Genomic DNA, 19,071 nt, shown 5'->3' with positions numbered 1-19,071 from the left:
CCTGAATGCCCCCCTGTCCGGCGAGTCCCTCCGCAGGTGCGTGCACGAAGTGATCGACTTCGTCGACGCCGGCGGATGGGGTCAACCGCCTTCGCTGTTCGCGATCGTTCCGACCGCACTCGTGGCCGCGGCGGAGCCGTCGCTCCTCGATCAGCTCGATGATGGAGCGGAACTGACGCCTATCGAACAGGGGCCGCTCCCCGAAGACGTCGAGGGCGGCTCCCCCGCTCTCGACGAGTTCCTCGCGACCACCAGTTGGCCACCCGAGGTAGTCGGCTGCGCTCTGGTTCAGGAGATCGTTGTACTGCCCCCGAGCGCCGAGGCCGCTCTCGACGACGCCCTCGCCCCGCTGCTGTCGGACCGGCACGCCGCGGACGAGGCGGCCCGAGCTGCCGCACAGTCCCATCCAGGGCGCCGAGACGCCCGTCTCATCGCGGCCGTGTTGCGGGACGGGCCGTCGATCGCGTTGCTACAGCTGCGCCCCACTGACAACGACGACCCGTTCGCAGGTATGGAACTGCGCACGTACGACAACCTCGCTCCGGGTGTCGTCGCCGCACTGTACTCAACTCTCGACGCCCCTGAAGACTGACAAGACGCAGGACTGACCGGAGGCCTGCTAGCAGCTGGGTGCGGATGCACCCGCGTTCATCGCGTCGAGAGCGTCGATCGCGCCGTTCAGCGTCTCGACCCTCACCAAATCGAGGCCGTCGGGCTGGTTCGCTCGTGCCTCGTCGCAGTTCTCCGACGGGACCAGGAACGTGCTCGCGCCCGCCTCCTCGGCAGCGATCATCTTGTAGGGGATCCCGCCAATCGGTCCTACATTGCCCTCGGGGTCGATCGTGCCGGTGCCCGCGACGAATTGGCCTCCATTGAGCTCACCAGGGCTCAGTTTGTCGACAACGGCAAGACTGAACATCAATCCCGCCGAGGGTCCGCCGATGTCGGCGAGGTTGAAGGCAATCGTGAACGGCACATCTGGCGTTTCCTTGGCGGTGACTCCCAGGTAGCCCTTGCCCGCGTCCTGTCCGCCATCGACGTCGGCTCGGGAACCGAGAGTGATCGGTGCGGTCGACTCGACGCCGTCGCGGCGGTAGGTGACCGGCACGGTCGTGCCCGGGGCTTCCGCGCCGACAACCTCGAGCAGACCCTCGAGGGTGTCGACGGGTGTTCCGTTCACCCGTAGCAGAAAGTCCCCGTCCCGCAGTACCGATGCCGCGGGTCCATCCTGGCCCACAGACGTCAGCTCCAGCGCCACCGGCATATCGAGGTATCGCAGCGCCGCCAGTTCGGCGCTGTTCTCGGAACTCTCGAACTGCGCCGAGTTCTCCTCCTGGACCTCGTCCTTCGACTTCTGCGGCGGATACACCTCCTCGCGAGGTACCAGACCCTGGCGTCCGCTCGACCACAATCCGAGAGCGTCGAACAACGTCAATTGGTCACGCACCGCCACGGTCGTCATGTTGAGGTTGCCGCTCGTCGGGTCGACCTGGGTTCCTTCGATATCGACAACCGGCTTACCGTCGACCTCACCGAGCGTGTTGAAGGTCGGACCGGGGCCGAGCGCGACGAACGGCACCTTCACCGTTGTTCCCAGCACTCCCAGGGCCACGACCGGAGCCAACGCTGCCAGCAGGGTCACCATTCGTCGGTTCACCAGGCCAAGGATAGAGCGCCGCGGACGGCACCCGGTCGGACGCTCACTCACCCCGGGCAGTGTTCGCCGCCAGCGTGATCACCGAACGGGCCATGACACGCTGGGCCTTGTACCGTTGAACTATGAGTGATCTGCCCTTCGGTTTCTCCAACGCCGACGACGACCCCGACCGTAAGAAGGACGCGGGCCGGGAAGAGGGCGGAGCATCCGGCCAACCATTCGGCTTCGATCCCAGCGCCTTCGGTCTCGGCGGTTCCGGCGGGACGGGCGGCGGAGGCTTCGACCCGGCGGCCCTCGGCCAGATGCTCACCCAGTTCGGTCAGATGCTCAGCGGAATGGGTAGCGCGATGGGTCAGGGTGGCCAGTCCGGCCCTGTCAACTACGACGTCGCAAAGAATCTCGCCCGGCAGCAGATCGGCTCGGTAACGCCGATCACCGAGAGCACCGCTTCGGCGGTCACCGACGCTGCCCGCCTGGCAGAACTGTGGCTCGACGGCGCGACGACGCTCCCGGCCGGTGCGACGCGCACCCTCGCCTGGACCCCGAACGACTGGCTCGACGGCACCCTCGACACCTGGAAGCGCCTGTGCGACCCGGTCGCCCAGCAGGTGTCCGGCATGTGGGTGCAGGGGCTCCCCGAGGAGGCCCGCAGCATGCTGGGGCCGATGACGGGGATGCTCACCCAGATGGGTGGCCTCACGTTCGGTTCCCAACTCGGCCAGGCGCTGGGCCAGCTGTCTAAGGAGGTACTCACCTCCACCGACATCGGACTGCCGCTGGGTCCCGCCGGCACCGCCGCGTTGCTGCCGGCCGCAATCGAAGAGTTCACCGAGGGCCTCGAGCAGTCACACCGCGAGGTGCTCGTGTTCATCGCGGCCCGCGAGGCCGCCTATCAGCGCCTGTACAGCCATGTTCCGTGGCTGCGGCAGCGCCTGCTCTCCACCGTCGAGGACTACGCGCGCGGCATCCGAATGGACTTCTCCGCGATCGAGGAGGCCGCGCAGGGCCTCGACCCCTCCGCGCTGACCGACCCGTCCAAGATCGAGCAGATCCTGCAGCAGGGCGCGTTCGAACCGCAGACCACACCAGAACAGAAGCAGGCTCTCGAACGGCTCGAGACACTGCTCGCACTCGTCGAGGGCTGGGTGGAGACCGTCGTTTCCGAGGCGCTCGGTGACCGTCTGCCTGGCGTAGCGGCTCTGTCCGAGACGCTGCGCCGCCGGCGTGCGACGGGTGGACCGGCGGAGCAGACCTTCGCAACCCTCGTCGGCCTCGAGCTGCGCCCCCGCAAGGTGCGCGAGGCCGCGCAGCTGTGGCGGCGACTCACGACAGATACCGGCATCGATGCCCGAGACGGTGTGTGGTCGCACCCCGACCTGCTGCCCGACTCTTCGGACCTGGACAATCCGGCGGCATTCGTCGACCGGGTCGTCGGCGGCGACGCGAGCACCTTCCACGATCCGATCGCGCAGCTCGAGCAGATCGAAGCCCGTGAGCGTGAGGAGAAGAACCGCGAGGGCGACGACCCCGACGCTGGGCCGGAAGCTGCCGACTAACCGGTAGTTGCTGTGTCTTCGCTGTCCGCACAGTCGCGGGCTGTCATGTCGGCCAAATCCGGCTGGCGTGTCACGACGGAGTACGCCTCGAGGTAGCCAATCGCCCGCTCGGTCTTCGGATAGCGACGCACCTCCTGCCAGAACCGTTCGTCGTGACCGCCGGCAACGTACAAGTGCACGAGCTCGTGGACCAGCACGTAGTCAAGGACGTATGACGGCACCGTCCGCAGCACCTCGCTGACGCGGATGGTGCCGTCGGCCGGAGTACACGACGCCCAGCGCGTTCGCATCGACGGCACCCACCGCACTGACGTCGGCGTGGCGGCATCATCCAGCCACCGCGCCGAGAGGCGTGCGGCGCGGTCCGCCAGTTCGACGTCGCTGCATTCGGCGCGTGCTGCGGCACGCTGGTCGGCGCGCTCGAGCTTCCCGATCATCTCCGCAACCAGATCGGTCTCCGCCTGCCTCGACAGGCCGGTTGGCATCAGCACTACCACCTTGTCCCCCTCGCGGCGCGCGCTGACGGTGCGCTTGCGCCGCGCGCTGCGGCGAATCTCCACCTCGGGGCGGCCACTGTCGGAGGTCCGGGTGCCAGTCACGGGGACCCACGCTAACGGGCCCCTTCGGCACCTGCACGACGAGCGGCTGCACGACTAGCGGCGAACCAACCTCCATGCATAGCCGAAACTGCACGTCACAGGGCCTGTATTCCTGTGGACAAGCGGGGCGGCCGGGCGGTTCGGGCGGACTCGGGGTGCAATCGTCGAGGCATGACCCGAGAATCCTCGACACTGCGATCCGCGACACTGCAAACCTCGAGACGGGTCCACCATCCGACATTGGATCCGCGCCGCCCCGTTCTGATTCGGCCCAGCGGACGTGTCCAGATCGGCTGGGACCCGGACACCGCCCTGATCCTCACACCTCCCGCCGGTGTGGACACGGAGTCGTTGGTGGCGGCGCTGCAACTCCTCGACGGCCGGACTTCCCGCCCCACCGCGGTCTGGCGGGCCATCGAGCACGGGATCAGCCCCACCGACATGTCCACGCTGCTCAGTGAACTCGACGAGGCGGGGCTTGTGCGGTCGGCCCCGACGCCCACAGATGCGTCTCGCACCGTCCGGATTCACGGTCGCGGGCCGCTCGCCGACGCGATCGCCGACGGTCTGGCCGGAGCACCGGTACGGGTCACGCGGTCGACCCACTTCACCACCGACACCGACGTCACTCGGTGGAACAGCATGTGCGTGGTCCTCACGGACGAACTCGTCGCAGACCCGCAGCTGGTCGACGCCCTGTTCACCGCTAGGACACCACACCTGCAGGTTCGCCTGCGCGATGGCCGCGGTGTCGTCGGACCACTGGTGCTGCCCGGCCGCACCAGTTGCCTGCGATGTGCCGACCTCACGCGGTGCGCGGCGGACGAGGAGTGGCCGCACGTCGCCGCGCAGTTGCTGGGCAGGGTGGGCCACGCCGGCCCGGCCGCCGTCATGGCCACCGCGGCGGTCGCGCTCGGACAGCTCGAAAAGGTGCTGTCCGGGGTGGCCCGCCCGGCACCCGCAAGCCTCGACGCGACCCTCGAGCTCGACCTGGACACGCACCGTCTAGCGGTCCGGCCGTGGCCGCGCAACCCTCGGTGCGCCTGCTCACGATCGAAAATGTTCTTGGACGAACCCACAAATCTTCCGTCATGATGGTCTCGTGTCCGACATCCCTCGCAGAAGCACTGCCCGCACCGCCAAGCTCGCGAGCATCCCGCTGGGCATCGCAGGACGGGCCGCGATGGGCTTCGGGAAGAAGCTGGCCGGTGCCGACGGCGACGTGATCGACGCCCAGCTGACCACGAGGGCCGCCGAACAGCTGTTCTCCGTGCTCGGCGAACTCAAGGGCGGCGCGATGAAGCTCGGACAGGCCCTCAGCGTGATGGAAGCCGCGGTTCCCGAGGAGTTCGCCGAGCCGTACCGGGAGGCGCTGACCAAACTGCAGGCCGAGGCACCGCCGCTGCCCGCCAAGCAGGTGTACCGAGTGCTCGACCAGCAGCTGGGCACCCGGTGGCGCGAACGGTTCGCCGACTTCGACGACACCCCCACCGCGTCGGCCAGCATCGGTCAGGTGCATCGGGCCGTGTGGTCGGACGGCCGGGAGGTGGCTGTCAAGGTCCAGTACCCCGGCGCCGACGAGGCCCTGCGCGCAGACCTCAAGACGCTGTCCCGGTTCGCGGGAGTGTTCGCTTCCGCGCTGGCAGGCACCGACGTCAAGCCCATCCTCGATGAACTGAGCGCCCGTACCGAGGACGAACTGGACTACCGGATCGAAGCCGATAACCAGCGCGCCTTCGCGAAGACCTTTGCCGGTGACCCGAAGTTCGTCGTGCCCCGAGTCGTGGCGAGCGCCCCCAAAGTGGTCGTCACCGAGTGGATGACGGCGACGCCGCTGTCCGAGATCATCACCAGAGGCTCCATCGAACAACGCAACACCGCGGGCGCGTTGCTCGCGGAGTTCCACTTCGTCTCTCCCGCCCGCGCCGGGCTGCTGCACTGCGATCCGCACCCCGGCAACTTCATGCTGGACGACAACGGCCGCCTCGGCATCATCGACTTCGGGGCAACCGCCCCCATGCCGAACGGGCTGCCTGCGGTACTGGGCCGCATGGTGCGGTTGAACCTCGAGGAGCGCTACGACGAGCTCACGGAGTTGTTGCGGGACAACGGTTTCGTCCTTCCGGGCCGAACTGTCACCGATCAGGAGATCGCCGACTACCTGCGTCCGTTCACGGATCCGATCCGCACCGAGTCATTCCACTTCACACGCGCGTGGCTGCAGAAGGCCGCGGGCACCGCAACCGACTTCTCGAGCGCACGCTTTCGGACGGCCCGTGCCCTCAGCCTGCCCCCCGAGTACCTGATGATCTTCCGTGTGCTGCTCGGGTCGGTCGGCATCTGCGCACAACTCGACGCCTACGCGCCGTACATGAAGATCCTCACCCAGTGGCTTCCGGGATTTGCCGAAGACGACACCGGACTCGAGGGCCTCGACGGCGCGTAGGGCCAATCATCGAATGGCACGCTAGGCGCACACCCAGGTTTTTTCCTTCCCCGCGCTCACAGCAGGCGCTGGGCTCTTTCGTGGCCGGCCGCGTGGCCGCTTGCGGGCGATCACGACACCCTGGTCGAAGATCTCGCCACCCCACACTCCCCACGGCTCTGCCCGATCGAGCGCCGCGGTCAGGCATCGACTGCGGATCGGGCATGCCCCGCACAGTTCCTTGGCGCGTTCGAGATCCGCTGGGGTGTCAGCAAACCACAGGTCGGGGTTGTCTCCGGCCCGGCAGGGCAGTTCCCGGCGTGCCGAGCGGACGACTCCCAGTCCGTCGGTGACGGCATGGTTCATGTTGCGTACTCGGCATGTCACGGTAGACACGTCTTCTCCTTGTCGTTTCGAGCGGTTGGCTCATGGTTCGTGCCGGGTTCGAGGTTCGGGGCGAACCGCGGTCGAGTGCCTGGAGCAATGGGGCTCGAAACACGAAGGCCACGGTTCGCTGCTGCGATCCGTGGCCTCGAGGGGACAGGTGGAGTGTCTACCGAACGGTGGTTCGGTGTCTGCTCCGGGCCACGGATGCGGCTGCCGTCTGGTCTGCAGCGCGCAGACGGCTTACGTGCGGTGTTGTCGCCGCAATTGACGCGGCGACCGTTTCGGTCGCCGGGAGGTATGCGCATGCGGGCACCGATACACGTGCTGCTGTTGCGTTCCAGCCGTTCATCGTTGCCACCTCCCTTTCGCGTCGTCGCGAAGCACCGGCGCCGAGTAGCGCGCGGGTATCCGCGTATTGGACATGTCACCGCACACGAGCTTCCCCGTGGCGTGCGGTCTAGAGTATGGGACCCAAACAGACCGCACAAGTTATTTTTGACCTGCGGTTTTGTCGACGGTCGCCGGTCAGGTCAGATCCAGAGTCTGCGCAACGCGCTCGCCGCGCACCACCGCCAGGACATCGGCGCCGTACTGTTCGAGCTTCTTCGCGCCGATACCGGGGATCGCGACGAGTGCCCGTTCGTCCTGCGGTTGCTGCTCGGCGATGGCGGTCAGAGTGTTGTCGCTGAACACAACGTAGGCGGGCACCTTCATCTCGCGGGACCGCTCCCGGCGCCACTGTTTGAGCGCCTCGAACAACTCGACGTCGAGATTCGACGGGCACTGCTCGCACCGACCGAGCATGGTCGCCGTCGCCCCCATCAGTTGCTTCCCACACACTCGGCATCGCGGAGGCTGCCGTTTGGAACGGGCGGGCTTGGCGATCCGTGACGCCGGTGAGTCGTCAGGGATCAGGCCGTTCAAGAATCGCGACCGGCGCCGCGTCTTACGCCCGCCCTCGGTACGGGCGAGCGCCCAGGACAAGGCCAGGTGCTCGCGGGCACGCGTCACCCCGACATAGAACAGGCGGCGTTCCTCCTCGATCCCCGCCTCGTCACCGGACGAGTTGGAGTCGCCGAGGACGTGCGCGATCGGCAGCGTGCCCTCGGTGACTCCGACGAGGAACACCGCGTCCCACTCGAGGCCCTTCGCGGCATGCAGCGAGGCAAGCGTGACACCCTGCACGACCGGTGGATGCCGCGCCTCGGATCGTGCGGCCAGTTCACCCAGCAGCCCGTTCAGGGTCAGGAGTGGGTCGTGGGAGAGCAGTTCCTCGGTGAGCGCGATCAGCGCAGTGAGCGAATTCCACCGTTCGCGGGCCTGCACACCGGCGGGCTCGGTCTCAGTCAGCCCCAGCGGGACCAGCGCCGCACGCACCAGTGTCACCAAGGCCTCGCCGGTGTCGGCGCCGTCGGGCAGGTCGTCGCGGCCCGCGACCTGTCGGAGCGCGGTGACGGCCTGGCGCACCTCTTGGCGGGTGAAGAAGCCCTCGCCGCCGCGCACCTGGTAGGGGATGCCGGCCTGGGTCAGTGCCTGCTCATGGACCTCCGACTGTGCGTTGATCCGGTACAGCACCGCGATCTCGGACGGCTCGACTCCCTGGCCGATGAGCTTGCTGATCTGCTTGGCGACGGCTCCGGCCTCGGCAGGCTCGTCGTCGTACTCGGCGAACGTCGGCTCGGGTCCGGACGGTCGCTGCCCGACCAGCTGCAGCCGCGTCCCGGCGATGCGCCCGCGGGCGGCGCCGATCACCCGGTTGGCCAGCGACACGACCTCAGGAGAGGACCGGTAGTCCCGCTCGAGCCGGACGACGGTCGCGTCCGGGAACCGGCGTGAGAAGTCCAGCAGATACCTCGGCGTGGCGCCGGTGAACGAGTAGATGGTCTGGTTGGCGTCACCGACGACGGTCAGATCGTCGCGATCGCCGATCCACGCGTTCAGCACGCGTTGCTGCAGCGGGGTGACGTCCTGGTACTCGTCTACGACAAAGCAGCGGTAGCGGTCACGGAACTCCTCGGCGACCGCGGCATTGTCCTCGAGCGCGATCGCGGTGTGCAGCAGCAGGTCGTCGAAGTCCAGCAGGATGCCGTCGGGATCGCTGGTCTTGAGTGCCTGGTAGCCGTCGTAGACGGCGGCAACCTTCTCGGCGTCGGCCGGGACATCCCGGCGAGCCCGCGCCGCGGTGGCCGGGTAGTCCTCGGGCGCGACGAGCGAGCTCTTGGCCCACTCGATCTCGCCAGCGAGGTCGCGGATGCTCTCGGTGGTTGTCGGCAGGCCCACCCGGTTCGCTGCCTGTCCGACGAGCGCGAACTTACGGTCGAGCAGACGCCATTGAGTGTCACCGACCACTTGCGGCCAGAAGTACTTCAGCTGCCGCAATGCCGCGGCGTGAAACGTGCGGGCCTGCACCTGCGGGCCGCCGCCCCCGATGCCAAGGGCACGAAGCCGGCCGCGCATCTCCCCGGCGGCGCGGGCCGTGAACGTGACCGCGAGAACCTGACCCGCCGAGACGTGACCGTTCGCGACGAGATGCGCGATACGGCGCGTGATGGTCCGGGTCTTGCCGGTCCCGGCGCCGGCGAGCACACAAACCGGGCCGCGCGGGGCGAGTACCGCCGCCTTCTGTTGCGGATCCAATCCCCCGTCGAGCCGGGTCGCTTGGTTCTCCGGGGTGGCGTCCGCTGGCATGCTGCCCATCCTCTCAGAGCGCACCGACATCCCCGTGCCGCCCGTCGCACCGCGGCCGATGTGATGTGCACCCAGGAGGGCGCAGGTGGGAACACTCGAGACCGGTCGTGGTGTTATTGCCGCCGTGACTATCCAAGCTCCTGCCCTGACCATGTACTCGACCACCTGGTGCGGCTACTGCCGTCGCCTCAAGAAGCAACTCGACGAGAATGACATCTCGTACGTCGAGGTCGACATCGAGCAGGATCCGACATCCGCCGAATTCGTCGGCAGCGTCAACGGCGGCAACCACGTCGTCCCGACGGTCAAGTACGCGGACGGCAGCACCGCTACCAACCCGACGCTCCTTCAGGTCAAGACGGCGCTGGGGCTCTAGTCGCTCGGCCTTCCGTAACCCGTTTTCACCCAGGATTCGACCATCACCCGCGCGATCGAAATCGAACCAGGCAGCCGCAGTTCGGCGTCCGACGACGCCCAGTCGCCGGCGTCGAGCGCCGCACGAACCTGATCGCGGGTGAACCAGTGGGCCTCGGCGATCTCGCCGTCCGCAAACGTCAACGCGGCGGCGGGATCGCCGACTGCCGCAAACCCGAGCATCACCGACCGCGGAAACGGCCACGGCTGGCTGCCCAGGTACCGGACGTCCCATACGTCGAGCCCGACCTCCTCCTTGATCTCCCGCACAACGCACGTCTCGAGGGACTCCCCCGCCTCGACGAATCCGGCCAGCACCGAGAACATGTGCGGCGGCCACACCGGCTGACGGGCCAGCAGGACCCGGTCGGCGCCGTCGTGCACCAGACAGATCACCGCCGGGTCGGTACGTGGGAACTCCTCGTGTCCGGTGCTCGTACTGATCCGCGACCACCCGGACATCGTCGGCCGGGTCGCAGCGCCGTCGATCGCACTGAACCCGGCGCGGTCGTGCCAGTTCAACAGCGCCACCGCCGTTGTCAGCAGACCAACGCCGGATTCGTCCAACCGATGGCCGATCATGCGCAGGTCCCCCAGTTCACCGGTGAGCGCCGGAACCCGCACCGCCCACACGTGCCGGCTATCGAGCAGGCCCAGGAACACCGCGTCCAGCGCGGGTTCCGCACCCAATGACACGGCTGCTTCGAAGACCAGGCCGCCGTCCGCGATCCGAACCTGGCCGCGGTGGTTGACCCGCAGCAGCAACGCGTCCGCCCACCCAGCGCGCAAGGCATCCATGTCCGACCGCAGTTGCTCGGCGCGGTCGATGGCGGCACGGGACAGCAGCGGTGTCTCGGCGAGGGTGAAACCGGGTGCGGTGAAGTCGGACACGCGAACGACCCTACTGCGGGTACCCCCGCGCGAACGACCATACGTAGGCACGCCGACGCGAGCCTGCCTACTCCGGGACAGCGGTCGGTCAGACGGCGACGCGCCGGATGTACAGCAGAAGGTCGTCGGCCTCGATCGCGTCGACCTCAGGCGATCCGACGCGTAGCAGGCGGCCGTCGCGCACCACTCCGAGGACGATGTCCGACAGATGTCGTGGTGAGCCGCCGACTTCCTCCGGCTCGACCCCACGCTCGGCGATGGCGAACCCCGCCTCAGGGGTGAGCAGGTCCTCGACCATCTCCACGACGCTCGGCGTGGTCCGCGCGATTCCGAGCAGTCGACCCGCGGTTTCCGACGAAACGACGACGGAGTCGGCACCGGACTGGCGCAGCAGGTGCGCGTTGTCGGTCTCGCGGATGGCCGCGACAATCTTGGCGTTGGGCGCGAGTTCGCGCGCGGTGAGCGTCACCAGGACGGCGGTGTCGTCACGGTTTGCGGCAACGATGATCGACGCGGCGTTCTGCACGCCGGCCAGACGCAATACGTCCGACTTGGTGGCGGAGCCGTGCACGGTGACGAGGCCAAGACTCGCGGCGGCGTCGAGCACCGCCTGATCGGTGTCCACCACGACGATGTCCGAGGGCAGGATTCCGTCACCGAGCATGGCGTCGATGGCGGTGCGGCCCTTCGTGCCGAATCCGACGACGACGGTGTGGTTACGCACGCGATGCCTCCAGCGCTGAATCTTGAATGCCTGGCGTGAGCTCTCGGTCAGCGCCGAGAGGGTCGTTCCGACCAGGACGATGAGGAAGAAGATCCGAAGCGGCGTGATGACCAGCACGTTGATCAGTCGCGCTTCAGGGGTGACCGGGATGATGTCGCCGTAGCCAGTGGTCGACAGCGAAACGGTCGCGTAGTAGATGCAGTCCAGCAGCGTCAGCTCGGGATCCTGCGCATCCCTGTAGCCGTCGCGGTCGATGTAGACGACCAGCACGGCAAGCGCCAACGCCGCCAGCGCGTACGAAACTCGGCGAACGATCGCCAAGGCCGGGCTCGTCTGCAACTCCGGAACCCGAAGGATGCTGACGAGAGCGAAGTCCGGCCGATCCGTCAGCATCTCCGTGCTTCGGAACCGCGCTCTCAAGCTACCGGCCATTCACTCGTCCTTATCTCCTTCTCGGCGTCGCGCATCTTGGATCGTTGCGCCCCGGATCGTCACACACCGGATCGCAGCCTAGCCGCGTGTCCGGTGTTCGCGGAACGCCATCGGCGAATACGGCCCGACGAGACCGGGATCCGCTGGTGGCCGGAAACATCACGTTCGGGCACGATGGGGTGATGCTGCCATCGTCGAATCGCTCGAGCCAGGCCCCAGCGCTGCGATTGGCCGCGCTGCTGGCCGGTGCCGGGATCATGCACTTTGTCCGTCCTCAGTTCTTCGATGCCATTGTGCCGCGTGCGCTGCCGGGGAGCGCGCGCACCTACACATACGCCTCAGGTGCCGCCGAACTAGCCACCGCGACAGCCCTCGCAGTCCCCCGTACACGCCGGCTCGGCGCCGGACTCGCCGCGGCGCTGTTCGTCGCGGTCTTCCCGGCAAACATCCAGATGACGGTCGACTGGCTCCGTTCGGGCCGCGTCTCGTCGTCCGCGAAGGCTCTCATCGTGGCCCGCCTCCCGCTCCAGATCCCGCTCGTGACGCAGGCCTTGAAGGCGCGGCGCAACGCGCCCTGACCAGTCAGGCCTGCGAACCGGTGCCCGAGCCGGCATCTCGGATCAACAGGGCCAACTGCTCGGCGTCGGGCAGATCGGCCGGAGCGATGGTCCGTCCCGTGCGCACGTAATGGAACGCCGCGCGCACTTGGTTCAGCGGCAGTTCGACAGGGCCACCGGTGGCCCGCGCCCGCCTCGCTGCCATCAGCTCGGCCCACGCCAGCCGGTAGGCCGCGAGCTGCAGGACCACGGCCCGCTCGTTCGCGGCCGAGGGCTCGGCGCCGGTCTTCCAGTCGATGACGGTCCAGCCACCGTCCGGGTCGGCGAACACCGCGTCGATCCGGCCGCGCAGCACCGTGCCGCCCACGGAGGTCTCGAACGGCACCTCCACCTCGACGGGGTTGCGGTCTGCCCACGGTGACCTCAGGAATGCGTCCTGCAGCAGCGCGAGCTCGGTCTCGGTGCCGACTCCGGTGTCGGCGGCGCCGGGCAGCTCGTCGAAGTCGAGCAGCCTCGTCGCCCCGAACCGTTGTTCCACCCACGCGTGGAATGCGGTTCCGCGCCGTGCCAACGGGTTCGGTGGGAACGGCAGTGGTCTCCGCAACCGTGCCGCCAACGCGTCCGGGTCCGCGGCGAGATCGACCAGCTGACTCACCGACATCTGCGCCGGCACCTCGACCTCTCTGGTGGCCGTTACCCTCGCGCTGCGTTCGGCCAGCAGCGCATCCACGTCGGCGGCCCAATTGTCCGGATCGTCCTGCGGCTCTTCGGGTTCGTCCGGCGGGGCGAGTGCCTTCAGCGCATCGCGCACGAGTTGCGCGCCGCGCTCGACATCTGGCCGGCGGCGCCCGAGCGGGTCAGACGGCCACAGGGCCTCCCGCGGCGTAGCGGTCAACGGGTTCTCGCTGCCATCCGCAGGGGTGGGCGCCCACACGTCGATCACCCCCAGCGGTTCATCCGTCGACGCACAGATCAGCTCGTGTAGTTCGACCAGGAATGGTGACGGGCCCTTGGGTTCGGGCCCCGACTCGCTCCAGTGGTGGCCGGAGACGAACAGGGCCCTTTCGGTTCGCGTCAGCGCGACGTAGAACAGGCGCCGATCCTCGTCCAACCGACGGTTGGCCAACGCCTTCTTATGTGCCTCGATCTCGTTCTCGAGATCCTTTCGGTGGTAGACGTTTTCGAGGTCGAGAACCGGGACTCCGTCCGCGGATTCGCCCTCGAGGACCCGGTCGCCGCGCAGCGTCGGTGGCAGTTCGGCCACCGAACCCAGCCATGTCGCGGACGTCTGCCTGGACGGGAACACTCCCTCGGTGAGATGAGGCACCGCCACGACCTCCCACTCGAGGCCCTTCGCCGAGTGCACCGTCAACACCTGGACCCGGTCTCGAGCGACCTCCACCTCGCCGGGGGTCAGGCCGTTCTCGATGTGCTCGGCGGCCGCGAGGAACGACAGCAGGCCGGTCAAGGTCGCCGAGGAGCGGTTCGCGTATCCGGAGACGACGTCGGCGAACGCGTCGAGATGTTCGCGCCCGGCTCCACCCACCTCGGACTGTCGTTTGCGGGCCTGCGCCTCGACGCCGATGCCGATCACGCGCTCGACTTCGGCCACCAGTTCGGTCAGCGGCTGCCCGAGACGCTCGCGCAGTGACGCCAGTTCGGCGGCAAGGGCCCGGATCCGCTCGTACCCGGACTCCGAATAGCGTTGGGCCGGGCCCGGGTCGGCGAGCGCGTCGGCCAGACCCGCCTGCTCGGACTGCTCCCCCGGCAGGGCGCTGTCGAGTGCTTCGCCGAGCATCGCCGGGTCGGTAACCGCACCCGACGTGCCGTAGCCCGACCGGATTCCGAGTTCGCCGGTTCGCCTGAAGAGCGCACGCAGATCCGCGGCCCCGATCTGCCAGCGAGCACCGGCCAGGACCCGCACCGCGGCGCTGCCGGCCATCGGATCGGCGATCAGGCGCAGCATCGCGACGACGTCGGCGACCTCGGGCGTGTGCAGCAGGCCGCCGAGCCCGACGACCTCCACCGCCAGTCCGCGCGCCCGCAACTCCTCCGCCATGGGCGCGGAATCGACGTTGCGTCGCACGAGAACAGCTGCGGTGGGCGGCTTTCGGCCGTCCGACCGTGCCGCCTCGTACTGCTCGGCGACGCGGTCGGCCACCCACGAACGCTCGCTCGGGGCCGTGTCGAGCAGCGCCAAGCGCACGTCCCCCGGCACCGCGGCCGGCCGGGCCCGCAACGTGCTGACCTCGACGCCGCGGTCCCGTAGCGGATCCGACACCAGGTTCGCCAGCTCGAGGGCCTCCGGTGGGTTCCGCCAGCTGGTGAGCAGTTCGAGCTTCGGGGCCGGGGTGCCGTCGGCGAGCGGGAAATCGGTGGCGAACCGCGGCAGGTTGGCCGCCGACGCGCCGCGCCAGCCGTAGATCGACTGCATCGGGTCGCCGACGGCGGTCAGCGCGAGTCCGGCGTCCTCGCCGCCACCGAACAACGACGACAGCAGCACACGTTGTGCGTGCCCGGTGTCCTGGTACTCGTCGAGCAGCACAACCCGAAACCGCTGGCGTTCGCTGCGGGCGACCTCCGGGTGCTCGGACGCAACCCTCGCCGCGAGCGACATCTGGCCGCCGAAGTCGAGCGCTCCCTCACGGCGAAGCGTGTCCGCGAGCCGGTGCACCAGCGGCAGCAGGTCGAGCCTGTGCTGCTGCACATCGAGCAATCCGAGCAGCGCCTTCGACGGACCGCCACGCTGCCTCGGTCCCGCCGGCAGCGCGTGGATGAGCTTCGCGAGTTCCGTGTGCGCCTCGCGCAGATCGTCGGGCTCGACGAGGTGCTCGGCCAGCTGCGCCGACAGTGCGAGCACCGACTCGGTGATCGACGCCGGGCTGCGGTCGGTGTCGAGGTCGCCGTCCCACGCGCTCACCACGCGGTGCGCGAGCTGCCACAGTTCGGTCTCCGACAACAGCGTCGCGGACGGCTCGATCGGCAACAGCAGGCCGTGCTCGGACAACAACCGTCCGGCATACGAGTGGTAGGTGCTGACCTCGGGTTCGCTGCCGAGGATCCGGGACCGTAGCCCGCCGCCGGGGTCGAGGTCTCCAACCAGCGACGAACCTGCCAGCGTGGTGAGCCGCTGCCGGATCCGGCGCGTGAGCTGCTGGGCGGCCTTGCGGGTGAACGTCAGGCCGAGGACCTGTTCGGGATCCACGAGGCCATTGGCGACCAGCCACACCACGCGAGCGGCCATCGTCTCGGTCTTGCCCGCACCCGCACCGGCGACGACGAGCGTGGGACCGAAGGGGGCCTCGATCACCGCGGTCTGTTCGGCCGTCGGCGGGAACTGGCCCAGTGCCTCGGCGAGTTCCGCGGCACCGACCCGGTGTGGAGTCTGTCGGCCAACGGGCGTACTCACTCCGACGTCACCTGCCGTCCTTCGTCGTGCGCCGGGCAGCTCGAGAGCACCGGGCAGTGTTTGCATCCGTCGTTGATCCGGGCCGCGAAGGTCGGCCCCCGCGTCGCCGCCCCCGCCTCGTGGATCGCATTCTCCCACAGAGCGAGTCCCTCGCCGTCGAGCGCGAGCTGGACACGCTGTGTCGCGCCCTCCTTGTTGTGCGGCTTCGCGACGAACACCAGACGCGCGCCGCCCGGGTCCGACGCGGGCTCTCCCTCGATCAGCCCCCGCGCCACCGCCACCTGGTAGGCGGCCAGCTGCGGGTGCAGTTCCGCTTGATCCTTCGTCAAGGCGTTCTTCGCGGTCTTGACGTCGATAATCACCGGACGGCCCTCGGCGTCGCGCTCGAGGCGGTCGATACGGCCGCGGATGCGTACCTTCGGATCTCCCTCCACGCGTGGTTCGAGAACGCCGTCCACCGTCACCTCGACGCCGACCTCGGTGAGTTCAGACCGAGTCCCGCGCAACCAGTTCGTGAACGTGGCGAGCATGCCGCGGGTACGTTCGAGTTCGCGCCGCGAGTACCACCCCGAGCCGAGATCCACAGACTCCCAGGCCGTCTCGAGCGCATGATCGACCCGATCCGGTGGGATGCGCCCGGCGAGGGCCTGCACCAGTGTGTGGACGAGCGTCCCCGCGATCGCGTGAGTGTTGTCTCCGTCGCTGCCGCCGTGCCGCTCGAGCATCCAGCGCAGCGGGCAGTTGTTGATGAGCTCGATCATCGACGGCGACAGCGGAACCGGCCCGTCCTCCGGATCCCACAGCGCCGAATCCGAACTCGGCGTGGCGGTCCCGTACCACTGATCCGGGTGGGCCCCGCGGACCCCGGCGTCCGCGAGTCGCGCCAACTGGTGTGCGGCCCGACGCTGGCGTTCCGGGTCGGTCGCGGCGACGTCGGGGTCGCACACGACGCTGCGCAGTTCGGCGACCAACGCGGGCAGCGCCAGCACCCGAGGGTTCTCCTCAGGCGCCGGGGCGACAACGACGGCGTCTTCGGTGTCCTGCTCGCCACCCAACAGGTCGTCGACGAACCGGGAGCGCACCAACTCGTCGTCGCCGCTCGCGGAATCGACCGCGGTCACGAGCAGCTGTGACCGGGCCCGGCTGCACGCGACCAGGAACAAGCGGCGCTCCTCGGCGAGCAGGGGTGCGGTCCGGGACAGAGTCTGGTGGCCCCGCCCCACGCCGCCGGTCAGATCGATCAGCGCCTCGGTGCCGAGTAGGGTTCCCCGCGCGCCGAGGCGCGGCCACAGCCCTTCCTGCACACCGGCAACCGCGACCACCTGCCACTGCCGGCCTGCCGCGGAGTGGGCGCTCAGGATCGTCACAGTCTCCTGGGGTGCGACCGCTCGGGCGCGGGCCGTGCCGGGTATCTGCTGTCCCACCAGGTAGTCCACGAACCCCGACAGCTGGGCGCGGGGCAACCGGTCGACATAGTCGGCGGCCTCATCGAACAGCGCGACGACGGCGTCGAGGTCACGATCGGCCTGAGCTCCGATCGGCCCGCCGTAGGCCGACGCCGCAGCCCAGCGGCGTTCGAGCCCGGTCGCCTGCCAGGCCGCCCACAGCACTTCTTCAATACCCCGGCCCCGGTCCAGCGGCACTCGCGCACGCCGGAGCACCCTCAGAACCCTTCGCAGAGAGGCTGATTCGACATCGGTGAGACCGGGCAGCAGGTGTGCGACACCCTCGCCGTCGGGACCGTCGACGACGATGGCCCGCAGCAGTTCCGCCGAGTCCCGGTCGCTACCCGACGCGAGTTCGACCCGCCGCAGGCCACGCCGCAGCCGTCGCAGACTCACGGGCTCAGCGCCACCGATCGGCCCGGAAAGCAGCGCGAGCGCATCCTCGCCACTGAACTCGCTGCCCGACAGCGCCCGAAGCACCGCCAACAGACCCGCGACGCCGTGCTGCTTCGCGAGTGGCAGTTCGCTGGCTGCGGTCGTGATGGGTACCCCCGCAGCGAGCAGCGCCCGCCGCAGCGGCGGCAGCGCACGTGGCACCGAGCGCGCGATGATTGCCATCTGCGGCCACGGCACACCGTCGATCAGGTGCGCACGCCGCAGGGTGTCGGCGATGAGGGCCGCTTCCTTGGCGGGCGTGGTCAGAACCCGCACAGCGACGCGACCCGTCGATTCGCCCTCAACGGGCACACTCATCCCGCGATGCGGCGGGTTGCCGGGCAGCCCCTTCGCGGCCACCTTCGCCGCGACAGTCGCCACGTCGGGGGCTGACCGGAAATTCGTGTCGAGAACCACCTGCGCCGGGTCGTCCCGGCCGGCCAACTCGGTGAGGAATTCCGGATCGGCGCCCCGGAAGGCGAAGATCGACTGGTCCGGATCGCCGGCGATGGCGGTCATGTCGGTGCCGGTGCCGATCAGCCGCACCAGTTGGGCGGCCTGCGGGTCCAAGTGCTGCGCGTCGTCGACGAGCAGGTGCCGGACTCGCAGTCGTTCGCGCTGCAACAGGTCGGGGTCGGTCGCAAACGCGGTGAGCGCGGCGCTGATCAGCTCGGCGGCGTCGAGAGCCGGCGCGCTGGCTTCGGGCGCCTCCACCCCGACCGACCCCCGCAGCAGCATTCCCTGTTCGTAGGCCTCTGCGAAGCGGCCTGCGGCGACCCATTCGGGCCGCTCGTGCGTGCGTCCGAGTTCGATCAGGTCCTCCGGCCCCAGCCCGCGCTCGTTCGCACGCAGCATGAGGTTGCGCAACTCGACGGCGAACCCGGTCATCCCCAGAGCCGGCCGCAGCCGCTCGGGCCAGTCCTCGGCACCGTCCTCGATGTCACCGAGCAGCAGTTCGCGCAGTACCGCATCCTGTTCGGAACCTGTGATCAGGCGAGGTGGCGGATTGCCGTGGGCGGCGGCCTGCAGACGCAGCACCGCGAACGCGTACGAGTGCACCGTACGCACGAGCGGTTCCCGCGTTGCGCGGGGACGCGTGTCCGCCGAGGACGCCTCCCCCGCCAGCAGACCGGCGGTGATTCGCTCGCGAATGGCGGTGGCCGCGCGTCGCGACTGCGTCAACACCAGCACCGACTCCGGGTCTACGCCGGCCGCGATCCGGGCCACCGCGGCGTCGACGATCAGCGACGTCTTGCCGGTGCCGGGTTCGCCGAGGATCTGCCATGGATGCCAGCCACGACCAGGTGCGGCGCTCGTCAGCACACGTGCCGGCCCGGGTGCCCACGTCCGCACCGCCGGCTCCGTGACAGATCGGCCCACAAGCCGCGCGGAGGGAGCCGCCAGCCTGGTGGATGCGCCCCATTCGGTCATGCGGAGGATCTCACCAGATGA

14 protein-coding genes are annotated in these 19,071 nt (G+C 68.9%); 6 read left to right on the top strand and 8 right to left on the bottom strand.

Going from position 1 to position 19,071, the window contains the following annotated elements; translation table 11 throughout:
• Window position 1 precedes the first annotated feature (1 nt).
• The gene (locus tag EGT50_RS01470) at window positions 2-592 is read left to right on the top strand and encodes a PPA1309 family protein (protein WP_235870555.1); all 591 of its coding nucleotides are present in this window, start codon (window positions 2-4) and stop codon (window positions 590-592) included.
• 27 nt (window positions 593-619) lie between these two features.
• On the opposite strand, the gene EGT50_RS01465 is transcribed toward EGT50_RS01470, so the two are convergent.
• A complete protein-coding gene (locus EGT50_RS01465) occupies window positions 620-1,657 on the bottom strand; it encodes a YlbL family protein (protein WP_206615701.1) in 1,038 nt (345 codons plus the stop codon).
• A gap of 122 nt (window positions 1,658-1,779) precedes the next feature.
• On the opposite strand from EGT50_RS01465, the gene EGT50_RS01460 reads away from it, so the two are divergent.
• Window positions 1,780-3,213, top strand: a complete 1,434-nt coding sequence (locus EGT50_RS01460; RefSeq protein ID WP_127950832.1) for a zinc-dependent metalloprotease — start codon at window positions 1,780-1,782, stop codon at window positions 3,211-3,213.
• Here the strand turns inward: EGT50_RS01460 and EGT50_RS01455 are convergent.
• The gene (locus EGT50_RS01455; protein ID WP_235870506.1) at window positions 3,210-3,812 is read right to left on the bottom strand and encodes a M48 metallopeptidase family protein; all 603 of its coding nucleotides are present in this window, start codon (window positions 3,810-3,812) and stop codon (window positions 3,210-3,212) included. The two genes, EGT50_RS01460 and EGT50_RS01455, sit on opposite strands and share 4 nt — an antisense overlap.
• Window positions 3,813-3,983: 171 nt before the next feature.
• Between EGT50_RS01455 and EGT50_RS01450 the strand changes: the two genes are divergently transcribed.
• Window positions 3,984-4,907, top strand: a complete 924-nt coding sequence (locus EGT50_RS01450) for a hypothetical protein (RefSeq protein WP_235870505.1) — start codon at window positions 3,984-3,986, stop codon at window positions 4,905-4,907.
• Between the two features lie 7 nt (window positions 4,908-4,914).
• Entirely contained in the window at window positions 4,915-6,258 is a 1,344-nt protein-coding gene (locus tag EGT50_RS01445; protein ID WP_127950831.1) for an ABC1 kinase family protein, read from the top strand.
• A 21-nt stretch (window positions 6,259-6,279) separates the two neighbouring features.
• On the opposite strand, the gene EGT50_RS01440 is transcribed toward EGT50_RS01445, so the two are convergent.
• Both EGT50_RS01440 and EGT50_RS01435 read right to left on the bottom strand, forming a co-directional pair.
• A complete protein-coding gene (locus tag EGT50_RS01440) occupies window positions 6,280-6,603 on the bottom strand; it encodes a WhiB family transcriptional regulator (RefSeq protein WP_127951339.1) in 324 nt (107 codons plus the stop codon).
• Between the two features lie 546 nt (window positions 6,604-7,149).
• On the bottom strand, window positions 7,150-9,312 hold the full coding sequence (locus EGT50_RS01435; RefSeq protein WP_235870504.1) for an ATP-dependent DNA helicase UvrD2: 2,163 nt from the start codon (window positions 9,310-9,312) through the stop codon (window positions 7,150-7,152).
• Between the two features lie 151 nt (window positions 9,313-9,463).
• Between EGT50_RS01435 and EGT50_RS01430 the strand changes: the two genes are divergently transcribed.
• Window positions 9,464-9,688 (top strand): mycoredoxin, encoded by a 225-nt coding sequence (locus tag EGT50_RS01430; protein WP_164873341.1) that lies wholly within the window; start codon window positions 9,464-9,466, stop codon window positions 9,686-9,688.
• Here EGT50_RS01430 and nudC read toward each other — a convergent pair.
• The gene (nudC, locus tag EGT50_RS01425) at window positions 9,685-10,617 is read right to left on the bottom strand and encodes an NAD(+) diphosphatase (protein ID WP_127950828.1); all 933 of its coding nucleotides are present in this window, start codon (window positions 10,615-10,617) and stop codon (window positions 9,685-9,687) included. The two genes, EGT50_RS01430 and nudC, sit on opposite strands and share 4 nt — an antisense overlap.
• A gap of 88 nt (window positions 10,618-10,705) precedes the next feature.
• Complete coding sequence (locus tag EGT50_RS01420; protein WP_127950827.1) at window positions 10,706-11,773, bottom strand: potassium channel family protein; 1,068 nt, start codon at window positions 11,771-11,773, stop codon at window positions 10,706-10,708.
• Between the two features lie 182 nt (window positions 11,774-11,955).
• Here EGT50_RS01420 and EGT50_RS01415 point away from each other — a divergent pair, with 182 nt between their 5' ends.
• Entirely contained in the window at window positions 11,956-12,351 is a 396-nt protein-coding gene (locus tag EGT50_RS01415; protein WP_127951338.1) for a DoxX family protein, read from the top strand.
• Between the two features lie 4 nt (window positions 12,352-12,355).
• On the opposite strand, the gene EGT50_RS01410 is transcribed toward EGT50_RS01415, so the two are convergent.
• Together EGT50_RS01410 and EGT50_RS01405 are read right to left on the bottom strand one after the other, a co-directional pair.
• Entirely contained in the window at window positions 12,356-15,805 is a 3,450-nt protein-coding gene (locus EGT50_RS01410; RefSeq protein WP_127950826.1) for an ATP-dependent helicase, read from the bottom strand.
• Window positions 15,736-19,050, bottom strand: coding sequence for an ATP-dependent helicase (locus tag EGT50_RS01405; protein WP_127951337.1), 3,315 nt, complete (start codon window positions 19,048-19,050; stop codon window positions 15,736-15,738). The genes EGT50_RS01410 and EGT50_RS01405 overlap by 70 nt, the downstream gene beginning before the upstream one ends.
• Window positions 19,051-19,071 lie beyond the last annotated feature (21 nt).

The sequence above is a fragment of the Rhodococcus xishaensis genome (assembly GCF_004011825.1).
In the GTDB taxonomy this organism is placed as follows: domain Bacteria; phylum Actinomycetota; class Actinomycetes; order Mycobacteriales; family Mycobacteriaceae; genus Prescottella; species Prescottella xishaensis.
The sequence above is the reverse complement of the archived record's forward strand: the minus strand, read 5'-3'. Positions and strand labels throughout refer to the sequence as shown.

Coding starts and splice junctions, on each gene's coding strand:
- EGT50_RS01460 (WP_127950832.1), top strand. CDS start 1,780: ATGAGTGATCTGCCCTTCGGTTTCTCCAACGCCGACGACGACCCCGAC.
- EGT50_RS01450 (WP_235870505.1), top strand. CDS start 3,984: ATGACCCGAGAATCCTCGACACTGCGATCCGCGACACTGCAAACCTCG.
- EGT50_RS01440 (WP_127951339.1), bottom strand. CDS start 6,603: ATGAACCATGCCGTCACCGACGGACTGGGAGTCGTCCGCTCGGCACGC.
- EGT50_RS01435 (WP_235870504.1), bottom strand. CDS start 9,312: ATGCCAGCGGACGCCACCCCGGAGAACCAAGCGACCCGGCTCGACGGG.
- EGT50_RS01430 (WP_164873341.1), top strand. CDS start 9,464: ATGTACTCGACCACCTGGTGCGGCTACTGCCGTCGCCTCAAGAAGCAA.
- EGT50_RS01420 (WP_127950827.1), bottom strand. CDS start 11,773: ATGGCCGGTAGCTTGAGAGCGCGGTTCCGAAGCACGGAGATGCTGACG.
- EGT50_RS01415 (WP_127951338.1), top strand. CDS start 11,956: ATGCTGCCATCGTCGAATCGCTCGAGCCAGGCCCCAGCGCTGCGATTG.
- EGT50_RS01410 (WP_127950826.1), bottom strand. CDS start 15,805: ATGCAAACACTGCCCGGTGCTCTCGAGCTGCCCGGCGCACGACGAAGG.
- EGT50_RS01405 (WP_127951337.1), bottom strand. CDS start 19,050: ATGACCGAATGGGGCGCATCCACCAGGCTGGCGGCTCCCTCCGCGCGG.